General features: G+C 44.5%; 18 protein-coding genes and 2 tRNA genes. 11 read left to right on the forward strand and 9 right to left on the reverse strand.

All coding sequences use genetic code 11. The features are described 5' to 3' along the window. Positions 1–90: 90 nt before the first annotated feature. A complete protein-coding gene (locus QQK21_RS07065) occupies positions 91–2,040 on the forward strand; it encodes a DNA topoisomerase III (protein ID WP_284191498.1) in 1,950 nt (649 codons plus the stop codon). A gap of 7 nt (positions 2,041–2,047) precedes the next feature. On the opposite strand, the gene QQK21_RS07070 is transcribed toward QQK21_RS07065, so the two are convergent. Continuing rightward, positions 2,048–2,728, reverse strand: coding sequence for an SDR family oxidoreductase (locus QQK21_RS07070; RefSeq protein ID WP_284191499.1), 681 nt, complete (start codon positions 2,726–2,728; stop codon positions 2,048–2,050). A gap of 161 nt (positions 2,729–2,889) precedes the next feature. Here QQK21_RS07070 and QQK21_RS07075 point away from each other — a divergent pair, with 161 nt between their 5' ends. The 5 genes from QQK21_RS07075 (at position 2,890) to QQK21_RS07095 (ending at position 7,738) form a co-directional block, all read left to right on the forward strand. Beyond that, on the forward strand, positions 2,890–3,828 hold the full coding sequence (locus QQK21_RS07075; RefSeq protein ID WP_284191664.1) for a histone deacetylase family protein: 939 nt from the start codon (positions 2,890–2,892) through the stop codon (positions 3,826–3,828). Next, positions 3,825–4,307 (forward strand): NUDIX domain-containing protein, encoded by a 483-nt coding sequence (locus QQK21_RS07080; protein WP_284191500.1) that lies wholly within the window; start codon positions 3,825–3,827, stop codon positions 4,305–4,307. Before QQK21_RS07075 ends, QQK21_RS07080 begins: the two co-directional genes overlap by 4 nt. Positions 4,308–4,465: 158 nt before the next feature. Beyond that, a complete protein-coding gene (locus QQK21_RS07085; RefSeq protein ID WP_284191501.1) occupies positions 4,466–6,418 on the forward strand; it encodes an LTA synthase family protein in 1,953 nt (650 codons plus the stop codon). Positions 6,419–6,564: 146 nt separating this feature from the next. After that, positions 6,565–6,924: a diacylglycerol kinase gene (locus QQK21_RS07090; protein ID WP_284191502.1), complete on the forward strand. Its 360-nt coding sequence runs from the start codon at positions 6,565–6,567 to the stop codon at positions 6,922–6,924. Between the two features lie 79 nt (positions 6,925–7,003). Beyond that, positions 7,004–7,738, forward strand: coding sequence for a substrate-binding periplasmic protein (locus tag QQK21_RS07095; protein ID WP_284191503.1), 735 nt, complete (start codon positions 7,004–7,006; stop codon positions 7,736–7,738). A gap of 144 nt (positions 7,739–7,882) precedes the next feature. Here QQK21_RS07095 and QQK21_RS07100 read toward each other — a convergent pair. The 6 genes from QQK21_RS07100 to QQK21_RS07125 all read right to left on the reverse strand — a co-directional run bounded on the left by QQK21_RS07100 (position 7,883) and on the right by QQK21_RS07125 (position 13,717). Then, positions 7,883–7,973 (reverse strand) — tRNA-Ser (locus QQK21_RS07100). A 161-nt stretch (positions 7,974–8,134) separates the two neighbouring features. Beyond that, positions 8,135–10,261 carry a TRAP transporter permease gene (locus tag QQK21_RS07105; protein ID WP_284191504.1) on the reverse strand — a complete coding sequence of 709 codons (2,127 nt, stop codon included), beginning with the start codon at positions 10,259–10,261 and terminating at the stop codon, positions 8,135–8,137. Between the two features lie 32 nt (positions 10,262–10,293). Continuing rightward, on the reverse strand, positions 10,294–11,301 hold the full coding sequence (locus QQK21_RS07110; protein ID WP_284191505.1) for a TAXI family TRAP transporter solute-binding subunit: 1,008 nt from the start codon (positions 11,299–11,301) through the stop codon (positions 10,294–10,296). A gap of 231 nt (positions 11,302–11,532) precedes the next feature. Beyond that, positions 11,533–11,609, reverse strand: a tRNA-Pro gene (locus tag QQK21_RS07115). Positions 11,610–11,662: 53 nt separating this feature from the next. Beyond that, positions 11,663–13,465 carry a DUF3413 domain-containing protein gene (locus QQK21_RS07120; RefSeq protein WP_284191506.1) on the reverse strand — a complete coding sequence of 601 codons (1,803 nt, stop codon included), beginning with the start codon at positions 13,463–13,465 and terminating at the stop codon, positions 11,663–11,665. 27 nt (positions 13,466–13,492) lie between these two features. Continuing rightward, positions 13,493–13,717 carry a YejL family protein gene (locus QQK21_RS07125; protein ID WP_284191507.1) on the reverse strand — a complete coding sequence of 75 codons (225 nt, stop codon included), beginning with the start codon at positions 13,715–13,717 and terminating at the stop codon, positions 13,493–13,495. A gap of 85 nt (positions 13,718–13,802) precedes the next feature. Here QQK21_RS07125 and yejK point away from each other — a divergent pair, with 85 nt between their 5' ends. The 5 genes from yejK (at position 13,803) to QQK21_RS07150 (ending at position 21,952) form a co-directional block, all read left to right on the forward strand. Beyond that, the gene (gene yejK / locus QQK21_RS07130; protein WP_284191508.1) at positions 13,803–14,807 is read left to right on the forward strand and encodes a nucleoid-associated protein YejK; all 1,005 of its coding nucleotides are present in this window, start codon (positions 13,803–13,805) and stop codon (positions 14,805–14,807) included. Positions 14,808–15,063: 256 nt separating this feature from the next. Then, entirely contained in the window at positions 15,064–17,121 is a 2,058-nt protein-coding gene (locus QQK21_RS07135; protein WP_284191509.1) for a peptidase domain-containing ABC transporter, read from the forward strand. After that, entirely contained in the window at positions 17,118–18,503 is a 1,386-nt protein-coding gene (locus QQK21_RS07140; RefSeq protein ID WP_284191510.1) for an HlyD family type I secretion periplasmic adaptor subunit, read from the forward strand. The genes QQK21_RS07135 and QQK21_RS07140 overlap by 4 nt, the downstream gene beginning before the upstream one ends. Then, the gene (locus tag QQK21_RS07145; RefSeq protein WP_284191511.1) at positions 18,503–20,548 is read left to right on the forward strand and encodes a type I secretion system permease/ATPase; all 2,046 of its coding nucleotides are present in this window, start codon (positions 18,503–18,505) and stop codon (positions 20,546–20,548) included. The genes QQK21_RS07140 and QQK21_RS07145 overlap by 1 nt, the downstream gene beginning before the upstream one ends. A gap of 150 nt (positions 20,549–20,698) precedes the next feature. Next, positions 20,699–21,952, forward strand: a complete 1,254-nt coding sequence (locus tag QQK21_RS07150; protein ID WP_284191512.1) for an Hpt domain-containing protein — start codon at positions 20,699–20,701, stop codon at positions 21,950–21,952. Between the two features lie 2 nt (positions 21,953–21,954). On the opposite strand, the gene QQK21_RS07155 is transcribed toward QQK21_RS07150, so the two are convergent. Continuing rightward, entirely contained in the window at positions 21,955–22,572 is a 618-nt protein-coding gene (locus tag QQK21_RS07155; protein WP_284191513.1) for a class I SAM-dependent methyltransferase, read from the reverse strand. Positions 22,573–22,741: 169 nt separating this feature from the next. Continuing rightward, on the reverse strand, positions 22,742–24,175 hold the full coding sequence (gene nhaC / locus QQK21_RS07160; protein WP_284191514.1) for a Na+/H+ antiporter NhaC: 1,434 nt from the start codon (positions 24,173–24,175) through the stop codon (positions 22,742–22,744). Positions 24,176–24,364 lie beyond the last annotated feature (189 nt).

Below are 24,364 nucleotides of genomic sequence, written 5' to 3' on the forward strand. Positions count from 1 at the left end.
ACAAACCACTGTTTAAATTTACAGTTTTTCTTGATTTGTAAGGGCTACATTGGGTAATGTAGCCCTTATTGTATCTGTTTGATTATTATTATGACGCGTCTATATATAGCTGAGAAACCTAGCCTTGGCCGCGCCATTGCAGCGGCGCTTCCTAATCCACAGCAAAAGGATCAGGGCTTTATTCGCTGTGGAAATGGTGATGTGGTCACTTGGTGTATTGGTCACTTGCTTGAGCAGGTAGAGCCTGAAGCCTACGATGACAGATACAAAAAGTGGAATATGGCCGATTTACCTATTGTGCCGCAGCGATGGCAGCTTAGACCAAGAAAATCGGCCAGTAAGCAATTAGCCGTGGTTAAAAAGCTGATCAAAACCTGTACAGAGATTATTCATGCTGGTGATCCTGACAGGGAAGGACAACTGCTGGTGGACGAAGTATTAGATTACTGTAACGTTACCAAAGACAAGCAGGCGGGGGCGCAGCGTCTTTTGATCAGTGACCTCAATCTGCCAGCGGTTAAGCGTGCATTGAATCAAATGCGCAGTAATCAGGAATTTATACCTCTTTCTATTTCTGCTTTGGCGCGCTCTCGCGCTGACTGGCTTTATGGCATGAATATGTCACGAGCCTATACTTTGCTTGGCCAGCAAGCGGGGTACCAAGGCGTGTTGTCAGTTGGGCGAGTACAAACGCCTGTACTAGGTTTGGTGGTGCGCCGTGACGAAGAAATAGAAAATTTTGTCCCACGGGATTATTTTACTCTCGATGCGCTTATTCCTTATCAAGAGGGCGCGCGTCACTTTGATATACGCGCTCGCTGGAAGCCAAGCGAAGCCTGCCAACCATGGCAAGATGAAGAAGGCAGAGTTCTGAATAGAAAACTGGTGGAGAATGTGGCAAGCCGAATCGCCAATCAAGCGGCGAAGGTGGTTGAATCAGAGCAAAAACAAACCAAGCAGTTCGCACCGCTGCCATACTCACTATCAGCCTTGCAAATTGATGCAGCAAAACGCTTTGGTATGAGCGCTCAGCAAGTTCTCGACACTTGTCAGGCTTTGTACGAAAAACACAAGCTCATCACCTATCCACGTTCTGACCGTCGTCACCTTCCGCAGGGGCATTATGCCGAGGCAAGCAGTGTGTGTGATGCGATTAGTAATAATGCCAAAGAGCTCAATGTCGCCGTCTCTCAAGCTGACTTAACGCTGAAATCCAAAGCTTGGAACGATAAAAAAGTCGATGCTCACCACGCTATCATCCCTACACCCAAAAAAGCCTCAGTCAATGCGTTATCAGCCAATGAGATGAAAATCTATCAGCAAATTGCGCGTCAATATGTAATGCAGTTCTATCCTGCGGCGGTGTACGCCGAAGCCAAACTGGTGTTTGATATTGCTGGTGGTGAGTTTATTGCTAAGGGACGCCAACTTGTTTTCTCGGGGTGGAAAGCGCTGCTTGGTCAAACCAATGAAGAAGAGACAGGCGTAGATACGGTTCCGCCTTTGTCAAAAGGCACTGTGTTAACCTGCCGAGAAGGGGAAATCAAAGATCGCAAAACTGAGCCGCCCAAACACTTTACTGAAGCCAGTTTGCTGCAGGCCATGACAGGTATTGCGCGTTTTGTCTCTGACAAAGAGTTGAAAAAGATCCTAAAAGAGACTGATGGCCTTGGCACCGAAGCGACTCGCGCTGGGATTCTCGATACCTTGTTCAAGCGCCAGTTACTTAAAAGACAAGGTAAAACGATTTTAAGCTCACCTGCAGGGCGAGGACTTATTCATGCTCTACCTGCGGAATCAACCTATCCTGATATGACCGCCCACTGGGAGCATCAGCTGCAGGGAATGGCGGAGAGAAATCAGGCTTATCAGCCCTTTATGTCGGCGCTCCAAGGTAAGATTGATGGTTTGATGCAGCAAATAAAATCACAACCTGTTCCTGAATCGCTACGTCATTTACCAAAAGTGGAAAAACCTGCCTTTAAGCGTAAACGTGTCGGACGCGCTAAATACAGCAGTAAAAAGCGCGTCGCAAGCTAACCGATTATCACCACGGCAAGGGTGAACCATCGTAGTTAATAAACTCACCAGAGTGGTCAGTCGTCGCAGAGTCAATAACCTCAATTAAGCCAGTGACAGAAGTGTCAGTATTGATTAACGCATTTGGTCCGCCCATGTCAGTGAGTACCCATCCAGGGTGAAGCGCCAGTACGGTGAAGTCTTGGCTGGCGAGATCGTTGCTCAAGCTTTTCACTATAGAATTGAGCGCTGCTTTTGAAGAACGATAAATATAGCTACCGCCCGATGTGTTGTCGCCCATGCTACCCATTTTAGAAGAGATACAGGCGATCTTTTTCAATGAGCCTCTCTTAAGGTTAGGATAGAGGGCTTCGACCAATTTCATCGGAGCTATGGTATTGATTTCCAGTGCTTTACGCCATTCTTCAATATCGGTCTCACCAAACACATAGCCTTTGGGTCCATAATATCCAGCGTTGTTGATCAGAATATCTATTTCAGGAAGCTGGCTAGCTAGGGTTTCGTAACGAGCATAATTCGTCACATCAAGCTGATGGCAATGCAAGTTTGGACGTTCGAGCTTAAACAGTTCACTGGCATGACTTTGTGAGCGATAGGTTGCGTGTACTTGATAATTTTTGGCAAGATAATGCTTAACCAAACTCAATCCTATACCTCGGTTCGCGCCAGTAATAACCACTGTAGTCATGGGTAATCCTTTTTCGTTAGGGGAGGGGAATCATGAAACACAAGACGTCTTGTTCTAAGCAAAATCAATTTAAGCATGTTTTGCAATCGGGTGACAACTTGTTACCATGCCAAGCATCAAAATATGCGCAGATAGTTGCTCCAAAAGGTCAACAAAACCTAATGATTCCACTGATCTATCATCCAATTTATTCCAAACTCCCTTTGCCTGATGGGCACAGGTATCCAATTCACAAATATCGGCTCCTCTATCAAACAATCGAAACCAAGCGCCAAAGCGATAGCCAGTGGCAAGCGCTTTTTTGCTACCATCAGCCCACGCCGCTGTTAAGAGCAGAAGTTGAGCAAACCCACTGTAAGCGCTACATAGAGCAGCTTTTTTCCGGAACGTTAGCGGTTTCACCCATGCGGCGAATTGGCTTTCCTTGGAGTGAGCGCTTGATTGAACGTACACTGACTTCTGCTGGGGGAACCTGTCTAACCGCTGAGCTTGCACTAAAGAGTGGCGTTGCTATTCATCTCAGTGGCGGCTACCATCACGCACATTATGATTATGGCAGCGGCTTTTGTTTGCTTAATGATTTGGTGTTGGCTGCCAAACGATCACTGCTTCAGGAAGGTATCGATAAGGTGCTGATCGTCGACAGTGATGTCCACCATGGCGATGGAACCGCGACCCTATGTCAAGACAACCAAGCGATTGTTACTCTCTCTTTCCATTGTGATAAGAACTTTCCTGCCAGAAAGCCTGATTCGGACATAGATATTGCCTTGCCAAGAGACACCGGAGACCCAGAATTTTTGAGTGTGTTTGAATCTGTTGTGACAATGGCTATCAACTGTCACCAGCCGGATTTGATTTTGTATGATGCAGGTGTGGATATTCACCAAGACGATGAACTTGGGTATTTAAATATCAGCACAGAAGCAATTTTTGCCCGCGATAAGCGCATGTTTGAAACGGCAAAACAACGCGCTATACCTATTGCGTGTGTGGTAGGCGGTGGCTACCGAAACGATCACAGTGAATTAGTGCCCATTCATATGCAGCTATTGAATGCCGCCTTTGAGGTTTATGCTAAGAGCGAAGAAAAGACATGAAACAAAGAATTAGAGCGGCAGGCATTCTTATCCATCAGCACGCCATATTGCTGCTAAAAGTCAAAGACTTCACAGGCGAATATTGGGTGCCGCCCGGCGGTGGCTTAGAAGAAGGGGATAAAAGCTCCAAAGCGTGTTTAGTCAGAGAGTTTAAAGAAGAAGCTGGCTTAGATATTGAAGTAGGCTCTCTCGTTTGCGTGCGCGAGTTTTTAGAAACAGAGAAAAATCGCTACCACTGTGAGCTGTTTTACCATGTGACAAGTTATCGCGGTGACCCCCACCTTAACAATCTTGCTGGATTAAACGATGAGCATTACATCCAAAAGGTAGAATGGGTGCCGTTGTCTGAATTAGCCGAAAAACGCATATATCCCAAAGAGCTTGCGCATAAGCTGCTTGACCTTATCGATAACAAACAATTTTCTACCCATCTAGGCAGTTATATTCAGGGTGAACAGGATGACATTAATTATTTGTAAATTACCCAGCAACCTTTGATAAAAAAGAGAGTCATATTAAGGTTGTGTGAGTACTTAGCTGATATTATTTTCCAGCGAAATATTAGCGCTACTCCAACGAAAACCAAGCTTATCGCTTTGGTTGATTTTTCCCCTTGAACTATCCACAGGAAACTATTTTGAACAGATTAAAGGCACTTACAGGGCCACTTTATCCAGTCGTTTCGGTTACGATTGTATTACTTGCGCTATTTTCATTGTCGCGCCTTGGGCTTGCACTATGGCATTTTGATCGAGTATCAGATGCACAAGGATGGAGTCATATCTTTGCAAGTGGTTTACGAGTGGATATCTCGTCAATCTGTTATCTATTTATTTTGCCTGCGTTTTTGTCTGCTCTGCTTGCTGGCGAACATTGGGTTGGTCGGATTTGGAGTTGGGTTCTTAGGATTTGGATTACGCTTGGTTTGTGGATAGTCGTCTACATGGAAGTGGCTACGCCCCCCTTTATTATTGAATACGACTTGCGTCCCAACCGCCTGTTTATTGAATATCTTGTATACCCTAAAGAAGTATTTGGCATGCTATGGTCTGGCTACAAACTGGAATTATTCATTGGGCTTGTCGTCAGTGTTGCCACGGTTGTTTTGGGCTGGCGATGGAGTAAAAGCTTAGTGACGGGCCTTCGATACCCGAAATGGTATTGGCGTCCTGTGATTGCAGTGTTTATCGTAGCAATTGGTATATTGGGCGCTCGCTCTTCTCTAGGTCACCGTCCTATGAATCCCGCTATGGTTGCGTTTTCTGGAGATCCGCTAATGAATGATCTGAGTTTGAATTCTTCATACTCAGTGATTTTTGCGGCGAAGCAAATGAAATCAGAAGCCAGTGCGTTTGATTTTTATCCCAAAATGGATCAGCAGCAAGTTATTGCTGAAGTTCGTGCTTCTATGAATGTGGCGTCACAGGATTTTGTCAGCGATAGCAAACCTTCGTTGGTGAAACATATCGCGACTTACCAAGGACAACCTAAAAACATTGTCATACTGTTAATGGAAAGTCATGGCGCACGATATGTTAAGAGTCTGGGCGGTCTCGATCTTTCGCCAAATATGGATAAAGCGATTGAAGAAGGTTGGGCATTTACTCGTATGTACGCCACAGGTACTCGTTCTGTGCGTGGAATCGAGGCAGTCACGACTGGTTTCTCACCAACCCCGGCACGATCGGTGGTGAAATTGGGCAAGAGTCAAACGAACTTTTTTACCATTGCAGGTCTGTTGGAAAATCTTGGTTATCACACCCAATTTATTTACGGTGGGGAAAGTCATTTCGATAATATGAAATCTTTCTTTCTTGGTAATGGCTTCACCGACATGCAGGACTTTGCCACTTTCTCTAATCCTAAATTTGTCGGATCTTGGGGGGCTTCTGATGAAGATTTATTTGCAAAAGCTGACCAAGAATTCTCCAAGATGTCTAACCAAGGAAAACCATTTTTTAGCTTAGTATTTAGTTCATCTAATCATAGCCCATTTGAGTTTCCTGAAGGTTCAATATCGTTATATAACCAGCCAAGTCAGACAGTTGAAAATGCGGTAAAATATGCTGATTATGCCTTAGGGCAGTTTATTGAAAAGGCGAAACAGTCTAACTATTGGGATAACACAGTCTTTGTCGTTGTCGCTGACCATGATGCGCGAACTTCGGGGAATAAGCCTATTCCTGTCGAATACTTCCATATTCCTGCAGTCATATTTGGTGGTGATATTGAAGCGCGTAAAGACGATCGTTTAGTGAGCCAGATTGATTTGGCGCCGACATTGTTGTCTTTGGCAGGTATTAGTAGCCAAAATCCTATGATAGGCCATGATTTGACCCAAGATGTACCGCAAGAAAAGCAGCGAGCAATGATGCAGCGAGATAAAAATTTTGGCTGGCTAACTGCTGATAATCAAGTGGTTGTCTTGCAGCCTGAGCAGGGCATTTCAACCTATCTCTACGATAGTGAATCACATTCTTTGGTTTCTCATGATGTCGACAAAGCCATTATTAATCGAGCTCATGCAAATGCCATGTGGGGAAGTCTTGCGTTTAATGAAGATTTCTACACAGCAAAAGATACCAATTAGCCAAGCCTGCGTTGGTACGTTTTGTTGTGATACGTCCTCTATTTTCCTTAGCTAAAGGATAAATCGAGCTCATTACGAATGAGTCACTTTTTCATGTTTGAAAGTGACTCATTAGCCAAAAACCTAAATTAATAAGAATCGCAGTTATGAAACCCGGAAGAAAAGGGATAGCCCGAATACTTTATGCCACTTTATATTCAATGCAAGGCTTGAAGGCAGCTTGGCAGCACGAGGCGGCATTCAGACAGGAAGTGATGCTATCGGTTATCTTAATATCGTTGACTTTTTTTCTCCCCGTTAATCAACTAGAGCAACTGTTTATGATAGGAACGCTTGTTTTAGTTGTGATCGTAGAGTTGCTAAATTCTGCAGTAGAAGCGGTCGTGGATAGAATAGGCAGTGAGTGGTCGGAGCTTAGCGGACGCGCCAAAGATATCGGCTCAGCTTCCGTGCTTATTGCTTTACTTTTTGCACTGTTTACGTGGTTATATATCCTGCTTTGGTAGATAAAAAGGGCAGTGTGTTTGACCACGGGTCAGTTCATCTACTATTACTTCTCTATTGACTGAATTACAGTGATAGCACATGGACATAATAAAGAAAATATTATTGGTCGCCGTTGGACTGATTAGCTATTTATCGAGTACACACGCAGAAGAATACACGTTTGCTTCAATAGAAAACCTGCCTGAACAGGTGATTAGTGCCAAAATTATGACTGAAATATATGGTCAACTTGGTGACTATATAGAGGTTAAGCCGCTACCAGGATTGAGAGCGCAAAGTGCTGCAAATGCAGGCAAGGTGGCCGGTGAAATCGCTCGGATATGGGGGTATGGCGACCAAACACCCAATGTTATTCGTGTTCCAACGGCCTATTATTCTCTTAAAACGGTAGGGTACGCACTGAGCAATAGTGGAATCAAGATAAACAATAAACAAGAGTTAAACCGGTACAAAGTGGTTATTATTCGAGGGGTTAAGCACACCGCTGAAATAACTCAAGACATGAAAAAGAGCAACATCGAAATTGTTGATAGCCCGGACTTTATGATGCAATCTGTGTCTAGTGGGCGAGCGCAAATTGCACTAACAAACCCTCTACTTGGTCGTCTGCTTGCTCAAAAATTAGGTGAGAATAAGATAGAGCTGGTTGGGCCTCCTCTAGCTAAACTGGAACTTTATCATTATATCCACAAAGATCATGCTGAACTGGTTCCGATTATTAACAAAAAAATTATTGAGCTAAGAGACAGCGGTGAGCTGGACACCATGATAGCTAAATATGAAGCAGAGGTGCTCAGCAGTTGGCCCAAGTAACGTTAGGGACAATCGTCTTGTTCTAAAGAGGGTCTAAATAACGTTTTTGAGCGGCCCGTTTGTCGCAATTTGCTATGTTAACTCGCCACCTTAACCTTACTCGGTAATGAAAAAGCCCCAGTCTTTCGACTGGGGCTTAGAATGTGGCGGAGAGATAGGGATTTGAACCCTAGATACGCTATTAACGTATGCCGGTTTTCAAGACCGGTGCTTTCAACCACTCAGCCATCTCTCCGTTGCTGAAGCGCATAATATAGAGGTTGGAATTTGTTGTAAACCCCTAATTTTATTGATTGCTTTAATTATGAGCAGAATATGCGAATATTCGCTTAGAAATTACCTAACTGGGCTAAATTGGAGATGAAAAGTGCAGTGCAAACGCTGCACTTTTCGTGTTCAAGACGAGGTGTTTGGTGTCAGTGATAGCGCTTTGTGTTTTTGATGACTGTATGACACAACACCAAACAGTATCATTGTGCCACCGATCTTAATCACCAGCGGTATCTGTGGCCAAACAAGTATCAGGCCAAGGGCAATTAAGAGTAGTCGATGCAGCGGTGTAATATCGCCTTCCAAATAGCCCTCTAGTGCACCAACAAAGGCATAAGTGCCTAGGATTGCGAAGATGCCAGCCTCAATAATAAATACAAAATCCCAAGTAATGATATTGGAATAGGCGATCAGCAATGGTACAAGATACAAACCTTTGGCAATCTTCCAAGCGGTAAAGCCAGTGCGCATTGGCGGGGTGCGGGCAATGGTTGCAGCGGCAAAGGCGGTTAAACACACAGGTGGCGTAACATTACTGTCTTGTGATAACCAGAAAATAATCAGGTGTGCAGAGAGTAATGCTAAGGTAATCGATTCCATTCCTAAACTCTGCTCGTACAAGGTTGGCATAAAGTCTACTGGAACCGATGCAAGTAGGCTCTGAGCCATTTCAAGTGACATAGGAGCGTTCAGTAAACCGACTTTACCGGGTGCGCTAATCATAAAGATGGTACTTGCTTGCTGTGGCAGCTCACCAGTAACAAGAAGCTCGATGAGCTGTTTTTCTGCAAGCAGTTGATAAAGTGCGGGTGCGGAGAGTGTACCGAGCACAATATAAGAGGCGGTAACGGGTAGTCCCATGCCTAGAATCAGCGAAGCAAGTGCGATTAAAACGATCATCACGAGTAAATCACCGCTAGCCCATTGCTGGATCATCAGCGAAAACGTATTACCTATTCCCGTTGTACTTATTACGTTAACGACTAAGCCAATGCCTGTTAGCAAGACAGCCGTCGTCGCCATATTTTTTGCACCCTGAGCGAGAGCCTCATATATCGCTTTGGGTCCCATTTTGTGGTGTTTGGACAACCAAGAAGAGCCAATAACCGAGAGTATTGCGAGGCCTGCTGCGTAGGTGGGCGTAAAACCCTTAATGAGCAAGAAGACTAGCACCACAAGTGGGATCAGGTTGTGCCAGCCAGACAAAAGTACCTGTATCAATGGAGGACTTTCTGAGGATGTCTTTTGTACGCCGCTGCGTTTTGCTTCAATGCGAACGAAAAAAGCGACGGAACAAAAATAAATCACAGCGGGTAGCAGTGACACGAGAATGATGTCTCCATAGGGCACTTGCGTATAGGAAGCAATAATAAACGCGCCAGCACCCATCACTGGAGGCATAAGCTGCCCGCCAGTTGAGGCGGCCGCTTCGACTCCTGCGGCGAACCGAGCGGGAAAGCCTGCTTTTTTCATCAAAGGAATAGTAATAACGCCTGTTGACACTGTGTTGGCGACACTTGAGCCAGATACTGAACCCATTAAGCTTGAGCCCAGCACGGCAACAAAGCCAGGGCCGCCAATGATTTTTCCTGCGGCAGCTTTCGCCAGTGCAATGATATAGTCACCGACACCGGAGCGGACTAAAAATGCGCCAAATAAGATGAACATAAACACAAAAGACCAACTGATACGCGAAATCGGGCCAAACATACCTTCTGATGAATAGAAGCTGCGATAAAGCAGAGTTTCAGCGCTCAGCCCCGGAAAGTGGAACAAACCTGTCGCCCAGTCTCCCCACCAAACCACATAGCTCAAACATAGGATGATCAACACGGGAATAAACCAGCCCATGGTTCGGCGTATCAGCTCAGTAACAATCGCAATTGCCAGCAGTGAAAATACCCAATCGCTGGTGATAAAGTGCATCCCTCTTTCATAGAGCTCGTCCTCACCAAAAGGAAGATAAAGCACACAGCTGATAATCGAGATAATAAGAAGCACATCAATCCAAAGCGCAATCTTACTTGGTTTGAGAGAAGGATGAGCGGGGTAGAGTAGCGTGCATATTATCGCAAAGCCACCAAAGTGAATGGCTGAAGACCATAGTTCAGGTAGGTTTGCCGTAAGGTTAAACCAAATGTGGCCTAACGATAGTGCGACACAAAATAAGCTGGTGCACTTCATGGGTAAGTGGCTACGGGTAGAAAGTTCAAACTTTTGCAGCTCTTGCTGCATCGCATTATTGGTGTCCATATTCACCTCGCTTGGAAATGACCCAAAAGGGCTCAGCGAACAACGAGCTCAGGTGATAGCTCGATACCCATTTCACGATAATAACGTGCGGCACCGGGGTGCAAGGGAATAGGGAGCCCAGAGGCACCTCTTTCTAGCTCCATCACTTTCGTCGCTTTATGAATGCCTTGTAAGAAAGGCAAGTTTTCATAAATGGCTTTGGTTAACTGGTAGACATCTTCTTCAGAAACGTCTTCGCGTACGGCTAGAAAATTAGGCTGCGCAATGGTTGTGACGGGTTGGTTGACACTCGGGTAGGTGTTGGCCGGTATTTCGTATTTCGACCAGATGTTATATTGCTGATTGGCTTGTTTGATTTGCTCATCGGTAAAAGATAGGATCTTAATTTCTTCACCCAAAGCCGCAAAAGCTTGGGTTACAGCGCCAACAGGTATTCCTGCGGGGGTGTTCATACCATCGATAGTGCCATTTTGCAGCGCACTGGCACTGCTGCCATAGCCCATATACGCAAGCTTAAATTTTTCTGGGTCTATCGCCAAGCTTTGCATGATTTGTCTGCCTGAATTCTCAGTTCCGGAGCTTTTTTTGCCGATGGAGAATTTTTTATCTTTGAGCTGAATGAGGTCGGATATAGTGCCTGTTGAAGCAAGATCAGAGCGAACAATAAAATGTTCAACGTTTTGCCAAAGCATGGAAACCGAGCGCAACTGAGTTTGGCTTCCGGCTTTCTCATAAGGGCCTTTACCTTGCCATGCCCAAGCACCATAGAGTCCCTGAAGAATCGCAAATTGCGCTTGATTGTCGTTCAGTAGTTTGATGTTTTCGCCTGATCCTGCTGAGCTAATGGCCGCTAGAGAGAAATGTTGCGTGGGGGCAAGTTTGACTTTGCTTAAGGTGGCGAGCGCGACGCCAACAGGATAGTAAGTGCCTCCGGTGGATGCAGTTGCGAGAATATAGCTACGTTCATTGGCAAGACTTTGCTGATTAATGCCAAGAATTGCTAGGATAATTGCTGTGATTTTGAGTAATTGTTTCAACATTTTAGTCATGACTCATATGAATATTATTGCTTATCTGTAAGCTGAAACATTACCACATTTTATCCAATAAGAACTTGCTCAGTGCCTTGATATGTTATCTGTAAGTGATTGCTTTTGAATGGAGAGAATAAGCGATTAAAAGTCGAGGGAGAAAACGGCTTCGGATGAGTAGCGGAAGTATCTGCACTAGATAGCAAAAAAGAGAGCCAAAGCTCTCTTTTTCTAGGTGTATGGTCGGACTGAGAGGATTTGAACCTCCGACCCCCGACACCCCATGACGGTGCGCTACCAAGCTGCGCTACAGTCCGATGCGAGTAATGTACCTATTTTTTTTCTTTGGGTCAAATACTAAGATAAGGTTTTAGTTACTTTTCGCATAAAAACGCTGCAATTCAGTTAAACCCTGCATTAATACAGGTAAAGTAGGGTTTTTATCTTGCAAACGCTGGTAGTTTCCATCGTATAGTTTGTAGTTACCAAATTTGTCGATTACCGTTGTATCTTTGTTGGTTATTAGGGCTAGCTCTCGGGTTCCGCCAGCAAGAATCCATTTTCTAGGGCTTTCATCGAATAAATTTTGTCCACTACTAAAATCAGAAGGATTAGAGGATACTCCCAATAAATCCTGTAATAGGGTAACAGACAAATCAAGGTGACTTGTTCTGTGGTCATAAGTAGTCGGCACTTTACCCGGCCAGTGAATAACCATGGGGACTTGGAGTTGGTAACGGCTGTAGTTGCTGTTAGAGCCCCAGCTGTTGGTTTTTGTTTCGTTGAACTCAGTGCCATGATTCGACGTGAGGATCACGACGGTTGATTCGCTGATTCCAAGTTGCTCGATTTTATCGAACAATATCCCCAGTTCTTCGTCGGCTTTGGCGGCAGAGGCATGATATCCATTTTGTAGCTTATCTACTGCTGAGTGGTTACCTTTGTCATCATAAGTGCTGAAGTTATCAACGGTTGTTAGCTCAATAAAACTAAACCATGGATTTTTCTTACGTTGTTCAACCCAATCGGCCCACACATTTATCGCTTGCGTATCTGGTGAATTGGCATCATTAAATGCAATACCTGTAAAGTTAAGCCCCCGGAAAATGGTTTCGCCGTATAAGTCATCATCAAAGTTATCGCCGCTAAAAAGACCAAAACTGTAGTCCTTATCAAGCAAAGTATCTAGGAGTATCGGCCGAGAACCTTGCATTTTAATGCTGCTAACGTAGCTGCTTGGCAAACCGTAAAATAGGCCAAAGACACCAAAAGTGTCATTACTTGAGCTGTAATGATTGGTAAAAGATAAGTTCTGCGTGGCAAAATTTGCCGCGTTTGGCATATATTCAGGTGTCATCACATCGCTTCGCAAGTTGTTGACACTAACAACCAGAATATTGAGCGAGTTTGTACGGCGGTTAAACTCAAGTTTCTCAAGTGGATAGCGCACCAGCTCGGTTTGAGCTTGACTCTCTTTTAAGCGCTGCAAATATTCTTGTCGATCAAGCAAGCCGTGTCGCTCCATAAAAGACTTTGCTGTCATAGGATACGAGAGTGGGAAGTTTGCTTTTTGGACGGTAATTGGATTATAGAAGTAAGCATCCGCCCAGACATAAATCAGATGGCTAGCGATAAAGCTGACAAAAAATAGTGCCGCGATTGGCCTGCCAACATGTTTGTGGGAAAGACGTCGCTGTTTTCTCCAAACCCACTCGGACAGCGATAATTGCAGAAGAAAGATCAGGGGTAAAACGACAAATAAGTGTTGAAGGTCGATGCTAATGGTACTGCCTTCGTCATTAAATAGTACTTCCCAAACAACAGGAGTAAGGTGGAGATTTATCTTCTGGTAAGCCTGAGTGTCAACAAGCAATACCGTCAAACCTATGGTCGCAAAACAGACCGCAACCAATCGGAAGAGTTTACGAAATGGTATTAAGAATGTCAGCGGAAATAAAACCAGCAGATAAAGCGCAAATACAAGGAAGCCAAAATGTCCCACCCAAGATATTGCGAGATAAAATTGGCCAAGTAAAGTCTCTGGCCAAGGAGATTCAGTGATATAACGGGTGCCAATTAGCATGGCGGCTATGATATTGAAGAAGGCAAACCAATGCCCCCAACCAACTAGACGCGAAACGCGTTCACCGTATGTGTTTCCGTTATCTACCATGTATTGTTCTATTGTCCGTTTGTTATTCTAGTGAGTGTTTTCTTCAATAGAAGACAACAGTGCCTGAGCAAATTTTTCAGCAAGTGCTTTGCGTTGTGAAGCACTAACATTTTGATTTAAGACATTGGTAGCGATATTGCCTGCAATCATCAAAGATAATTCAGGGCCAGCACCGTATTTGTCCAGAACAACAGCAACCTCTGATAAGATGGTTTCAATTTTGTCATCGCTGTATTTAGATGTGATCGGCATAAAGACTCTAATGGTGATAGTAAAGCGACTTATGATAACCTACAATGCCCCGCAACTGAAACCTACACGACGATAAAAATTTATCATGAGCCTTCATCTTTCAAATGTAATTTTGCACCAGTTACGAAAAAATGACTCCGACGAGCTTATTGTTAACTTTAGAACGGAATGTCTAGAAAACGACACATCCACTGAAAATTTAGTCGCTGAGCTTCACAGAGTCTTCAATTCCAAAGCGGGTAAAGGCTTTGGTTGTTTTAAGTCTGACAGTGAATTTCAAATCTGGTTGCATGAACTTTGTAAGGGTGAAAGAAATTTCTATGATTTTTCTCAGCTTAGTGCCACTCGTCTCAAAAATGAGTTAGGTAAATATCCTTTTGCAGATGACGGTATTTTGGTGATTGCACAATATCAGTCGTTGGCAACCGATTATTTGTTTGTTGCGTTAGTGCCATCTAACCAAAGTCTAAAGGTAACTGAGGGGCTAGATATCAGTGCTACGGATTATTTGGATCTCAATAAAATGGATATTGCGGCTCGTATTGATTTGACCAGCTATGAAACTGATAAAGACTCCAATCGTTATTTGGCCTACATCAAGGGTCGTGTGGGGCGTAAGGTAGCCGACTTCTTTATGGACTTTCTACAGGCAGAAGCTGGTTTGGATACCAAACTACAAAATCAAGTATTGATCCAAGCTGTGGAAGATTTTTGTTCGGACTCTAAGCTCGAGAAAGAAGAGGTTATAAACTACAAAAAACAAGTGGCTGATTATTGCAAAGAGCAAATCAAAACGGGGGACGAAGTTCAGATTAAAGAACTATCGGGCGAACTGCCACCCACACACGACGGTACAAGCTTTCATGATTTTACCCAAAAGCAAGGTTATGAGTTAGAAGACAGTTTTCCTGCTGACCGAACGGCGGTTCGAAAGCTAACCAAGTATGTCGGCGCTGGAGGTGGACTTAATATGAGTTTTGATAGCCTGCTGCTCGGTGAACGTATTTTTTACGACCCAGAAACTGACACTTTAACGATTAAAGGCACGCCACCAAACTTGCGTGATCAATTAACCAGAAATCAAGGTTAAATAAAGTACATAATTGGTGATTATTTTTGTACTAATTTTTTGTGGCACTCTAGTCTATTTGGGCTTAGTGCCATTTTTGAATCCACTCATAAATGGCTTTTTATAATATTCATCTTGAATGGTTTGAGCTAGGTGTGTAACCTCCCGAATATACAATAATAACATTAAAACATTCCAATTTATGGGCGCAGCCTATTCCAAGACGGACGCATTTTTTCAAAGTGCGGTAGAAAGTTCTCAGATATTATTGCGGTTAATGGGCATCACATGCTCGCTTCCTACTCAGCCGCAGGGAAATGGCCTAAAAAACTGGCTAAAAGCAGCCTCACTTAAAACAGATGGCCAACTGAGATTAAAAAAACTCAGCCAAGAAAAGCTAACGACTGCCCACCTTCCTCTTGTCTATCAAACCAAGGATGGACAGTTTGTGGTTCTGGCTCGGCTGTCAGAAGATCAGGCTTTGATCCAAAAGGTGGACAAGCCGATACCGGAAGTGATTTCAAGACAAGACTTAAAACAGCAGTGGGCGGGTCAGACTATTCAGTATCATCAAAGTGGGGGTAAGTTTGATATTCGTTGGTTTATCCCTGAGTTTGTTCGCCACCGAAAGCTCTTGGGAGAGGTGCTGTTTTTCTCACTCTTACTTCAATTGCTAGCTCTGATCCTACCGCTATTTTTTCAAGTCATTATGGATAAGGTCTTGGTTCATAATGCGCTATCCACCCTTGATGTGTTAGTTGTGGCATTGCTTGTGGTTGGTTTGTTTGAAGTGACCCTAAAAGGGTTAAGAGAATATTTGTTGGCTCATACAACAACACGAATCGATATACGGCTCGGTGTTAAGTTATTTAAACATTTACTCGGCCTGCCTTTACTTTATTTTAAAAACCGGCATGTAGGAGCCATCGTCACTCGGGTAAGAGAACTGGACAGTATTCGCAATCTTCTGACTGGCGCGGCGCTAACGTTACTAGTGGATGTCAGCTTTACCTTTGTATTTGTCGGTGTGATGTTCTACCTCTGCGCGCCGTTAACTTGGTTAGTTATCGCAACACTGCCAGTATATGCGTTTATCGCATGGGTAAGCTCCGGTTCTCTTAAACAGCGTATTGAGCATCAGTTCAGCTGCGGCGCTAAAAATACGGGTTTTTTGACTGAGTCGCTTAATGGCGTAGAAACAGTCAAAAGCCTTGCTATCGAGCCTAGATTTGAAAGAAAGTGGGAAGGGCAAACTCAAGAGCTGGTCGAAGCAAACTTTTCTCGTCAAAGTTATCAAGCTCAAATCAGTCAATGGGTCACATTAGTTCAGAAGCTAACGACGGTCGGTGTGCTTTGGATTGGCGCACAGATGGTGATGTCACTGGAGCTGACCATAGGCCAGTTGATTGCGTTTAACATGATGGTCAACCATGTCAGTCAGCCACTCGCCAAGCTAGTTGAGCTTTGGCAGCAATTTATCCAAACTCGAGTTGCTGTCAATAACCTTGGTGAAATGCTCAATTTGCCAGCAGAGCAGGAAATGGGCCGACATGCATCAAGTCAGCCTTTTCAGGGTCATATACAGTTTCGCCACGTGTGGTTTCGATACCAGCCTCAATTAGCCCCAGTGTTAAAAGGACTGAGCTTGGACATTCGCCCAGGCGAATCAATCGGTCTAGTAGGGCCTTCTGGATCAGGAAAAAGTACCATCACTCGCGTGATTCAAAAGCTCTACTTGGCGGAAAAAGGCCATGTATTGATTGATGGTGTTCCAATTAACCAATGGTCATCATCAGCGCTGAGAAAAAATATAGGTGTGGTGTTACAAGAAAACTACCTATTTCACCGCAGTGTGCGTGAAAACATTGCCATTCGTAGGCCAACAGCCTCTTTTGAGCAGGTGGTCGAAGCTGCCAAGCTTGCTGGTGCTCATGAATTCATTATCAAAATGCCCAAAGGGTATGACACCTTGCTAGCAGAAGGCGGCTCCTCTTTATCTGGAGGCCAAAAGCAGCGCATCGCGATCGCCAGAGCCTTAATGACCAAACCAAGAATATTGATCTTAGATGAAGCCACGAGTGCGCTAGATGAAGAATCTCAACAAGTGGTGAATCGAAATATGGCAGCTATTTCGCGTGGCAGAACCGTCATAACGGTCGCGCACCGTTTATCGGCGGTTCGGAGATGCGATTGTATTGCCGTCATTGAACAAGGTGAAGTCACAGAGCTTGGCACCCATGAGCAATTACTCGAGCAAAAAGGATGTTACGCCAGACTCTGGCATATACAGCAATCAAAACAACAGGAAACTAAAGTGAGTGAGCAAGTGCAATGATAAATACAATAATAAATACAATAAAAATGGCACTCAAAGCCCAAAAGCGTGAGCCTCAATCGCCAAAACGCCCCCAACATGAATACGAGTTTTTACCTGCTTATCTCGAAGTGATTGAAAAACCGCCTTCGCCTTGGTCTAGACGTGTGGCCTTTACCATTGCGACATTCTTGCTGGTGACCTTGGTTTGGTCGATTATTGGCCAGCTCGACATCCATGCAAACGCACAAGGCAAGGTTATGGTGTCGAGCCATAGCAAAGTTATACAAGCGTTAGAACAAGGTGAGGTTATTGCGATTAATGTTAGAAATGGTCAATATGTTCGCAAAGGCGATATTCTTATTCAGCTTAACCCTGCGGGCGCCGATGCGGAGTCGAGCCGATTGGCCGAGCAAAAAATTCGTTTTCAGTTGGACAAGTCGAGACTTGAGGCGCTGCTCTCAGACGCTCCATTAGAGCGCTTTAACCCTACGCGGGATGCCAATCGTGAGCTGATTGCCATCAGCCGTCAGCATTTGCAAAGTGAGTACACTGAAACGACTCAATTGCTGGAAAAAATTCAAGCTGAGCAGAATGTTAATCGAGCAGAGTTAAAAGCGAACCGCCAAGCGATTGCGGCGCTCAATAAACTTAAACAAAACATCACTACACGACTCAATGCGCGTCAAGCACTGATGGAAACAAACTCGATTGCTCGGGTTGAGTTATTAGAACAAGAGAGAGAACTATTAGATGTAGAGCGCGACTTGAGTAACTTAGAATCTCAAACCGAGGTACTTAGCGCGCAGGCAGCAAGTCTTGTTGAACAAAGAGAGACGCTTATTGCTCAAAAGCGGCTAGAGTATTTTGATGAGCTTAATCAGGTTGATGGTCGAATTGCAGAGCTTGAGCAAGAACTTGTCAAGGCTCGTGAGCGCCAGCGCATTCAGGCGCTCCGCTCCCCAGTAGATGGCGTAGTGCAGCAACTGAGTATTCATACCCTAGGTGGCGTGGCCTCTCCCGCTGAGCCTTTGATGGTTATCGTGCCCGAAAGCGCCGATCTCGAAGCAGAGGTCAATATTCTTAATAAAGACATCGGCTTTGTCATGGCAGGCCAAGCAGTAGAAATCAAAATAGATAGTTTTCCCTTCACCAAATACGGCACCATTTCAGGCGAGCTACTACACGTATCCAAAGATGCGGTAGAAGATGAGCAGCTAGGGTATGTGTTTCCTGCTCGAATTCGTCTCAGCAGCAACCAAATTTTAGTTAATGATAAATGGGTAACGCTTGGAGCGGGGATGAGCTTAAGTGCTGAAATTAAAACTGGAACCCGCCGCATTATCGATTACTTGCTAAGCCCTTTGCAGCAGTATCAGTCTGAAGCCATGAGGGAGCGCTAATGAACCCTCAACATCATATTCGGCCAACGGGCTTACTTTGTCTTGCTTATGTGGCGAAACATTTTGATAAATCGGTAGAAATAAATCATCTGCAGCACAAACTCGGAGAGTCTGTCAGTGAGCTAGATTCGACGCAATTGTGTCGCTGCGCGTTGTGGGTTGGCCTTAAAGCGAAACAAGTCAGTTTGCGATTCGAGCAGCTCAATACCACACCGCTGCCCGCTATTGTTGAGCTTGATAATCAATTTTACGTTTTGCTCAAGGCCACAGATTCGGATGTCACCTTGTATTGCGCTAGAACCAATCAAGTACGACGTTATTCTCACGAGGACTTTCAGGCGAGTTGGCAGGGTAATACCTATTTGCTTGCAGACGGAGAGTTAACCGCTTCACAGACATCCTTCAGTTTTCGCTGGTTTTTACCTGCCCTTAAAAAGCATGTCAGTCAAGCGAGGAAAGTCATTTGGTTGTCACTCTTTATTCAGTTGATCGCGCTTGCAACTCCGATTGTATTTGAAAATGTCATTGACAGAGTATTAGTCAGTCGTAGTGTGTCCAGTTTGCATGTTCTGGGTATCGCCCTGTTGGGCATGGCAATTTTTGAGCCCTTATTTAACTATATGCGCAGCTGGATGTATGCCAATCTTGCCAGCAAGCTGAATGCCGATCTTAGTGCAAGGCTTTATTCGCACTTAATTGCCTTACCCCTGAGTTATTTTGACCGTAGGCAAACAGGGCAAATTACCGCCAGAGTGCGTGAAATGGACCAAATTCGCCAATTTCTCTCCGGCTCTGCGTTGACCATGGTGCTCGACTTAATTTTTATCGGGGTGTTTATTGCGGTCTTATTTGCCTATGCACCGCTGCTGACTTGGGTCGTGCTTGGCTCTTTGGTGTTGTACTTTCTATTTTGGTTAGCTGTGGGACCAGCTTTACGCGCTAAAGTCACCAAAGACTATGAAGCGACGGCAGACAATACGGCTTTTCTGACCGAATCGGTAACTGGAATTGAAACGGTCAAAACCAATGCGTTGGAACGCAGTTTTGAAAAGCGTTGGCAAGCTAACTTGGCGAGGCAGCTTAAAGCAGGTTTTCACGCTCGGGTCGTTTCGATTTGGGCGGAGCAAGGTATTGGTCTGATCCAAAAATTTACTGCTGCACTAACGCTTTGGTGGGGGGTAAAACTGGTTTTAGAAGGTGAACTCTCACCCGGTGAGTTAGTGGCGTTTAACATGTTGGCAAGTCAAGTTACCCAGCCTATTTTACGCTTAGCTCAGGTTTGGCAAGATTTTCAACACACCCTAATTTCACTGCGCCGCGTTGGGGATATATTAGATGAGCCTCAAGAAGCAGGTAGTGAAGGTTTAGCCTCGATCCCTCAAATGAAAGGTCAAGTGGCTTTCCATCAAGTTCGTTTTCGTTACGACACAGACTCTCCTGAAGTATTGAAAAATCTCAGCTTGACCATCAAAGCAGGGGAGTTTGTCGGGATCACGGGTCGCTCTGGATGTGGTAAGAGTACTTTAACTAAGTTGTTGCAGCGACTATATACGCCAGATTCAGGCCAAGTGCTGGTTGATGGTATGGATCTCGCTATCGCTGATCCTGTTGAGCTAAGGCGCAACATGAGTGTCGTGCTTCAAGAAAGTTGCCTATTTGGTGGAACCATTGCCGATAACATTAAGCAATGTGTGCCCAATGCCACAGACGGAGAAGTCATTCACGCGGCTAAATTGGCGGGCGCTCATGAGTTTATTATCGAGCTATCTGGAGGTTATAACTCACAAGTTGGAGAAGGCGGCAGTCGTCTTTCTGGCGGGCAAAGGCAAAGAATCGCGTTGGCGCGTGCGTTAATGACCAACCCCAGAATATTGATCCTCGATGAAGCCACCAGTGCGCTCGATTATGAGTCCGAAGCGGCCATTGTTTCGCGCCTACCCGAAATCACCAAAGGCCGAACCGTTATTAGCATAGCGCATCGTTTATCAACATTAGCCCATTGCCATCGGGTGGTGGATTTAAGTGATAGTACTCAATACTCATAATGGTTTTACTATCAAAATCGGCGTTATTAAACGCCTTGAACTCTATGATGAAAATCGGACTAGGTCGAAGAAATCGTGACTTTGGCCTACTATTCTTGCGCTTTACGTATATGCTTGTAATTATGCAGTTTATTCGAAGAAGATCTGGGTATGGAAGGTAAGTCGCTCAAGCTAGCTTGGTGTGTTGTTGTGATTTGGATTTTGGGGATAGCAACCTTGATGTTTGCTTATCGCTCGAGTGTGGTCACAATGAGTCAGGTGAGCGAGCTAAGCAACAGTATTGATGAGATTAAATATGGCATGTTCCAAGAGCCTTCTTACCGAACTAGCCAGACTCAAGATCAAGCATTAAAGCTTCAAGTGATCCATGCGTTGCGCTTACAAATGGCTGCATCCTACGAGCAAAACTGGCTAACGCTGGATATGGGACAACTCTTGTATACAACAGATCGTTTTATTGAGCAAATGAAGGCATTTTTGGACAATGAACTTGAACTGGTGGCCTTAGTGGACCAAATCCAAGCATTACGTGCCAAGTATCAAAAAGACAGTCAATTGTCGAATTATTATGCTGAGCTCGGTATGAACGTATTGGCCGCGTTGTTTAGTTCTAATCAATCGAACCCGCAAGTGTTTAGGGAAATAGACCAGATCTATGTTCAGTCTGAAACACTGCCTAAGTTACAGAAAAAGCATTTACAGCATTTGCTATCGAAAACATCGGCTCTATTGAGTAGTTATGCTCAAGGCAATTATGCGATCGAAAAGATCATGGATAACTCGATCTATTCTCAAATTGCTTTGGTCGAAAATGAATTTCATTCCCAGCAAAACCAGTTGGTTTTCGGTGGGTTAGTGTTAAGTGGACTATGTTTATTGGCCTTAATCGGTGTGAATTATCGTGTGGCGGCTGGCCAAGCAGAGCAAAGAACACTTGAGCCAGAAGAACAGGTACCTGAACACCTTGATGAACAAGTCAGCCAATATCAGGACTTGGAAACTGCCAATAAGAGTGAAGGTATACCTTTAGTCAATAGCGCACCAACAAATAATAATGAACCAGAGATTGATTTGGATGTCATGTTGGAGTCACTTGGTAATGACCATGACTCCGTCTGCATGCTACTTCAGGTATTTGTCGATGATCATACTGGAGATGCTGAAAAAATTGCCGAAATGTTGCATAACTCACCTGAAGAAGCCTTACGCAAAGCACATAGCCTTAAAGGCGTCGGGGGAAACCTAGGAGCGAAGAGGTTACGTATTGCAGCAGGGAACGTAGAGCAGGCGCTCAAAGAGGGGTCGGGCTCATTGACAGAGCTTCTTGCGGAGCTGAAGGTGCGCTTGGATAAGGCGATTAATGAAGCACAAACCTTTCTTAGCCAGCAAGAAAAAGTTGACTAACACTATCCGGCAGTGTTGGTTTTCTTTAACACTATCGTAAAATCGCTGGCCGAGTAATTATCAATAAGAGTCACGTTCGGTGTGAGTGTACGACAATATGAGACAACGGTTTCTTTATCGTAAGCTTGGAGAAGATTAGACTCACTAAAAACGTTTTTATCTAGTAGGTTGAAAATGATAGCTTCTCTCGCCGCATCGTACATGCGGGCTATCATACACTCCAAATAGTCCGTTTGACGCGTTCGGTAATTCAGTGAACCACTGGCGACAATGATGTCGAAGTCAGGTAGAGAAGTACGGCTAATGTCAGCAAATCTAAAGCGGCATCGAGATGTGCCGATACGTTTTTTGGCCTTCCTAAGAAATAACCAGTGTTGATCAATGCCGAGATAAAAAGTTAGGTGGTCTCTTTGACTGAGGTAATCATACAGCTCTCCCAAACCACAACCCAAATCGAGTACGCGTTTATGTGAAAACTCAGCACTATTGGCGATGGCGTTAAAACGAATCCTTTGCTCTTCCTCAGTTGACCAGCCTTGCATCTTGTGATTGAGGTTTTGTCCACTATGACACCGATTACGATGAAAACGATATACCTTTAACCGATCGACAATATGCATAGAAGTTTACCTCAATGGAATAATGGGTACGCATATTTAATGCAAGCAAGATTCTTCAAGCCTAAATGATGATGGGTGATGATTGAAGAGCCTTGGGAAGGCGTATGTCAGAAGTTTGAGATGAAGCGCCAGATAAGCGCAATTGCAGCACTTATCTGGTTGAACGTGACTAAGCGCGCTGTTGGGTCAATTCACCATTAGCATCGATGCTATTAGTGCTGTTCGGCTCACATTTATCAATGAACCAACCCATGTAAGACGTAACTATAGTCACCAAAATACATACAAAGCTTAACCACATGAAAGGGGCATAAGACAGTGTAGCGACACCAAGAATGCTTGCCATATAAATGCCGTTGTCACTCCAAGGTACCATTCCTGAGGTGAGCGTACCTCCAAACTCAGCGTTTCTAGATAAGTTCTTGCGTTTGTATCCTAGGCGGTCGTAGTTCTTGGCGCATATTTTGGGCGTCAAAATCAAAGATACATACATAGCCGAACCAAAAACATTACCTAAGAAAGCGGTACCTATAGTGCTGGTTGCCAAAGAGCCTGCATTCTGGACGCGGCGTTCAAACAGTTTTGCAATGGTTTCTAGCACGCCGACTTTATCCAGCAATCCACCAAACCCCAAACCAAACACAATTACAGCGACAGAACCCAGCATGGAGGACATCCCTCCTCGATTGAGAATGGAGTCAATGAAGCCTACACCTGATTCGATGTGAAAAGGTGCCCATGCAGTATTAAAGGCTTGTAGGAAGTCGACATCTTGAATCATGACTGCCCATATAATACCCAGTAGAGAACCAAAGCTTATGACCGGGAATGAAGGCATACGCATCGCAAGTAAACCTAGCACGATGACAACAGGAACAAACGAATAAGGGGTAATGTAAAATTGATTATCCATTGCCTCGATAACAGATTGCACTTGTGTCATATCTACATTGCCGGCGTAGTGAAAGCCAAATACAGTAAACATGATACCAGTGATGACATAGCTGATAAGTGCGATAGGCAGCATGCCTTTGATATGCTCCATCACTTCAACGTTTGACATAGATGAAGCCAGAATGACAGAATCTGATAGCGGTGACATCTTGTCGCCAAAGTAACAGCCTGACAATACGGCACCGGCTGTAATAGGGGCTGGAACACCTAAGCCTTGGCCTATTCCCATCATGGCTATACCCGCTGTACCTGCTGCTCCCCAAGATGTTCCTGTTGCCAATGCCGTAAGAGAACAGATCACCATAGTTGCCAGAAGGAAGATAGATGGGTGAATGGCTTTCAGGCCGTAATAAATAATCGTGGGTACGATACCTCCTGAGATCCAAGTGCCAACTAAAGCACCAACGGCCAGCAGGATCAATACTGCGCCAAGGCCGTTAGAAATACCGTCGAGCGCCGCTTTTTCAAGATCTTTATATTGGTGGCCTAGCCTGATGCCAAGAGCCATAATAACGAACCAACCAATATAGAGAGCCAACTGAATAGGCAAATCTAATTGAGCGGTAAACGAAAAAGCCATTAGTAAGAATAGACCTAATGCAACAATTACTTGCATCAAACTAGGCAAACGGGGAGTGAGTTGCGTCATGCAGAGCCTCTTGTATGTGTTATGTCTCATAGGTCCCTTTTGAGCTATTTTGGGAACGCATTGAGAGTACTTACTCATTTTTATTTGGTGAGCACTTTACATTAGCTGGAATATTATTTCGAATAAATACCACTCTGATGTGATTTAAATCTATTGAACTATTTATACTTGGTTAAATATATTGAATTT

The sequence above is a fragment of the Vibrio zhanjiangensis genome, from assembly GCF_030161235.1.
Classification (GTDB): domain Bacteria; phylum Pseudomonadota; class Gammaproteobacteria; order Enterobacterales; family Vibrionaceae; genus Vibrio; species Vibrio zhanjiangensis.

Coding starts and splice junctions, on each gene's coding strand:
- QQK21_RS07065 (WP_284191498.1), top strand. CDS start 91: ATGACGCGTCTATATATAGCTGAGAAACCTAGCCTTGGCCGCGCCATT.
- QQK21_RS07070 (WP_284191499.1), bottom strand. CDS start 2,728: ATGACTACAGTGGTTATTACTGGCGCGAACCGAGGTATAGGATTGAGT.
- QQK21_RS07075 (WP_284191664.1), top strand. CDS start 2,890: ATGATTCCACTGATCTATCATCCAATTTATTCCAAACTCCCTTTGCCT.
- QQK21_RS07080 (WP_284191500.1), top strand. CDS start 3,825: ATGAAACAAAGAATTAGAGCGGCAGGCATTCTTATCCATCAGCACGCC.
- QQK21_RS07090 (WP_284191502.1), top strand. CDS start 6,565: ATGAAACCCGGAAGAAAAGGGATAGCCCGAATACTTTATGCCACTTTA.
- QQK21_RS07095 (WP_284191503.1), top strand. CDS start 7,004: ATGGACATAATAAAGAAAATATTATTGGTCGCCGTTGGACTGATTAGC.
- QQK21_RS07105 (WP_284191504.1), bottom strand. CDS start 10,261: ATGGACACCAATAATGCGATGCAGCAAGAGCTGCAAAAGTTTGAACTT.
- QQK21_RS07110 (WP_284191505.1), bottom strand. CDS start 11,301: ATGTTGAAACAATTACTCAAAATCACAGCAATTATCCTAGCAATTCTT.
- QQK21_RS07120 (WP_284191506.1), bottom strand. CDS start 13,465: ATGGTAGATAACGGAAACACATACGGTGAACGCGTTTCGCGTCTAGTT.
- QQK21_RS07125 (WP_284191507.1), bottom strand. CDS start 13,717: ATGCCGATCACATCTAAATACAGCGATGACAAAATTGAAACCATCTTA.
- yejK (WP_284191508.1), top strand. CDS start 13,803: ATGAGCCTTCATCTTTCAAATGTAATTTTGCACCAGTTACGAAAAAAT.
- QQK21_RS07135 (WP_284191509.1), top strand. CDS start 15,064: ATGGGCATCACATGCTCGCTTCCTACTCAGCCGCAGGGAAATGGCCTA.
- QQK21_RS07140 (WP_284191510.1), top strand. CDS start 17,118: ATGATAAATACAATAATAAATACAATAAAAATGGCACTCAAAGCCCAA.
- QQK21_RS07145 (WP_284191511.1), top strand. CDS start 18,503: ATGAACCCTCAACATCATATTCGGCCAACGGGCTTACTTTGTCTTGCT.
- QQK21_RS07150 (WP_284191512.1), top strand. CDS start 20,699: ATGGAAGGTAAGTCGCTCAAGCTAGCTTGGTGTGTTGTTGTGATTTGG.
- QQK21_RS07155 (WP_284191513.1), bottom strand. CDS start 22,572: ATGCATATTGTCGATCGGTTAAAGGTATATCGTTTTCATCGTAATCGG.
- nhaC (WP_284191514.1), bottom strand. CDS start 24,175: ATGACGCAACTCACTCCCCGTTTGCCTAGTTTGATGCAAGTAATTGTT.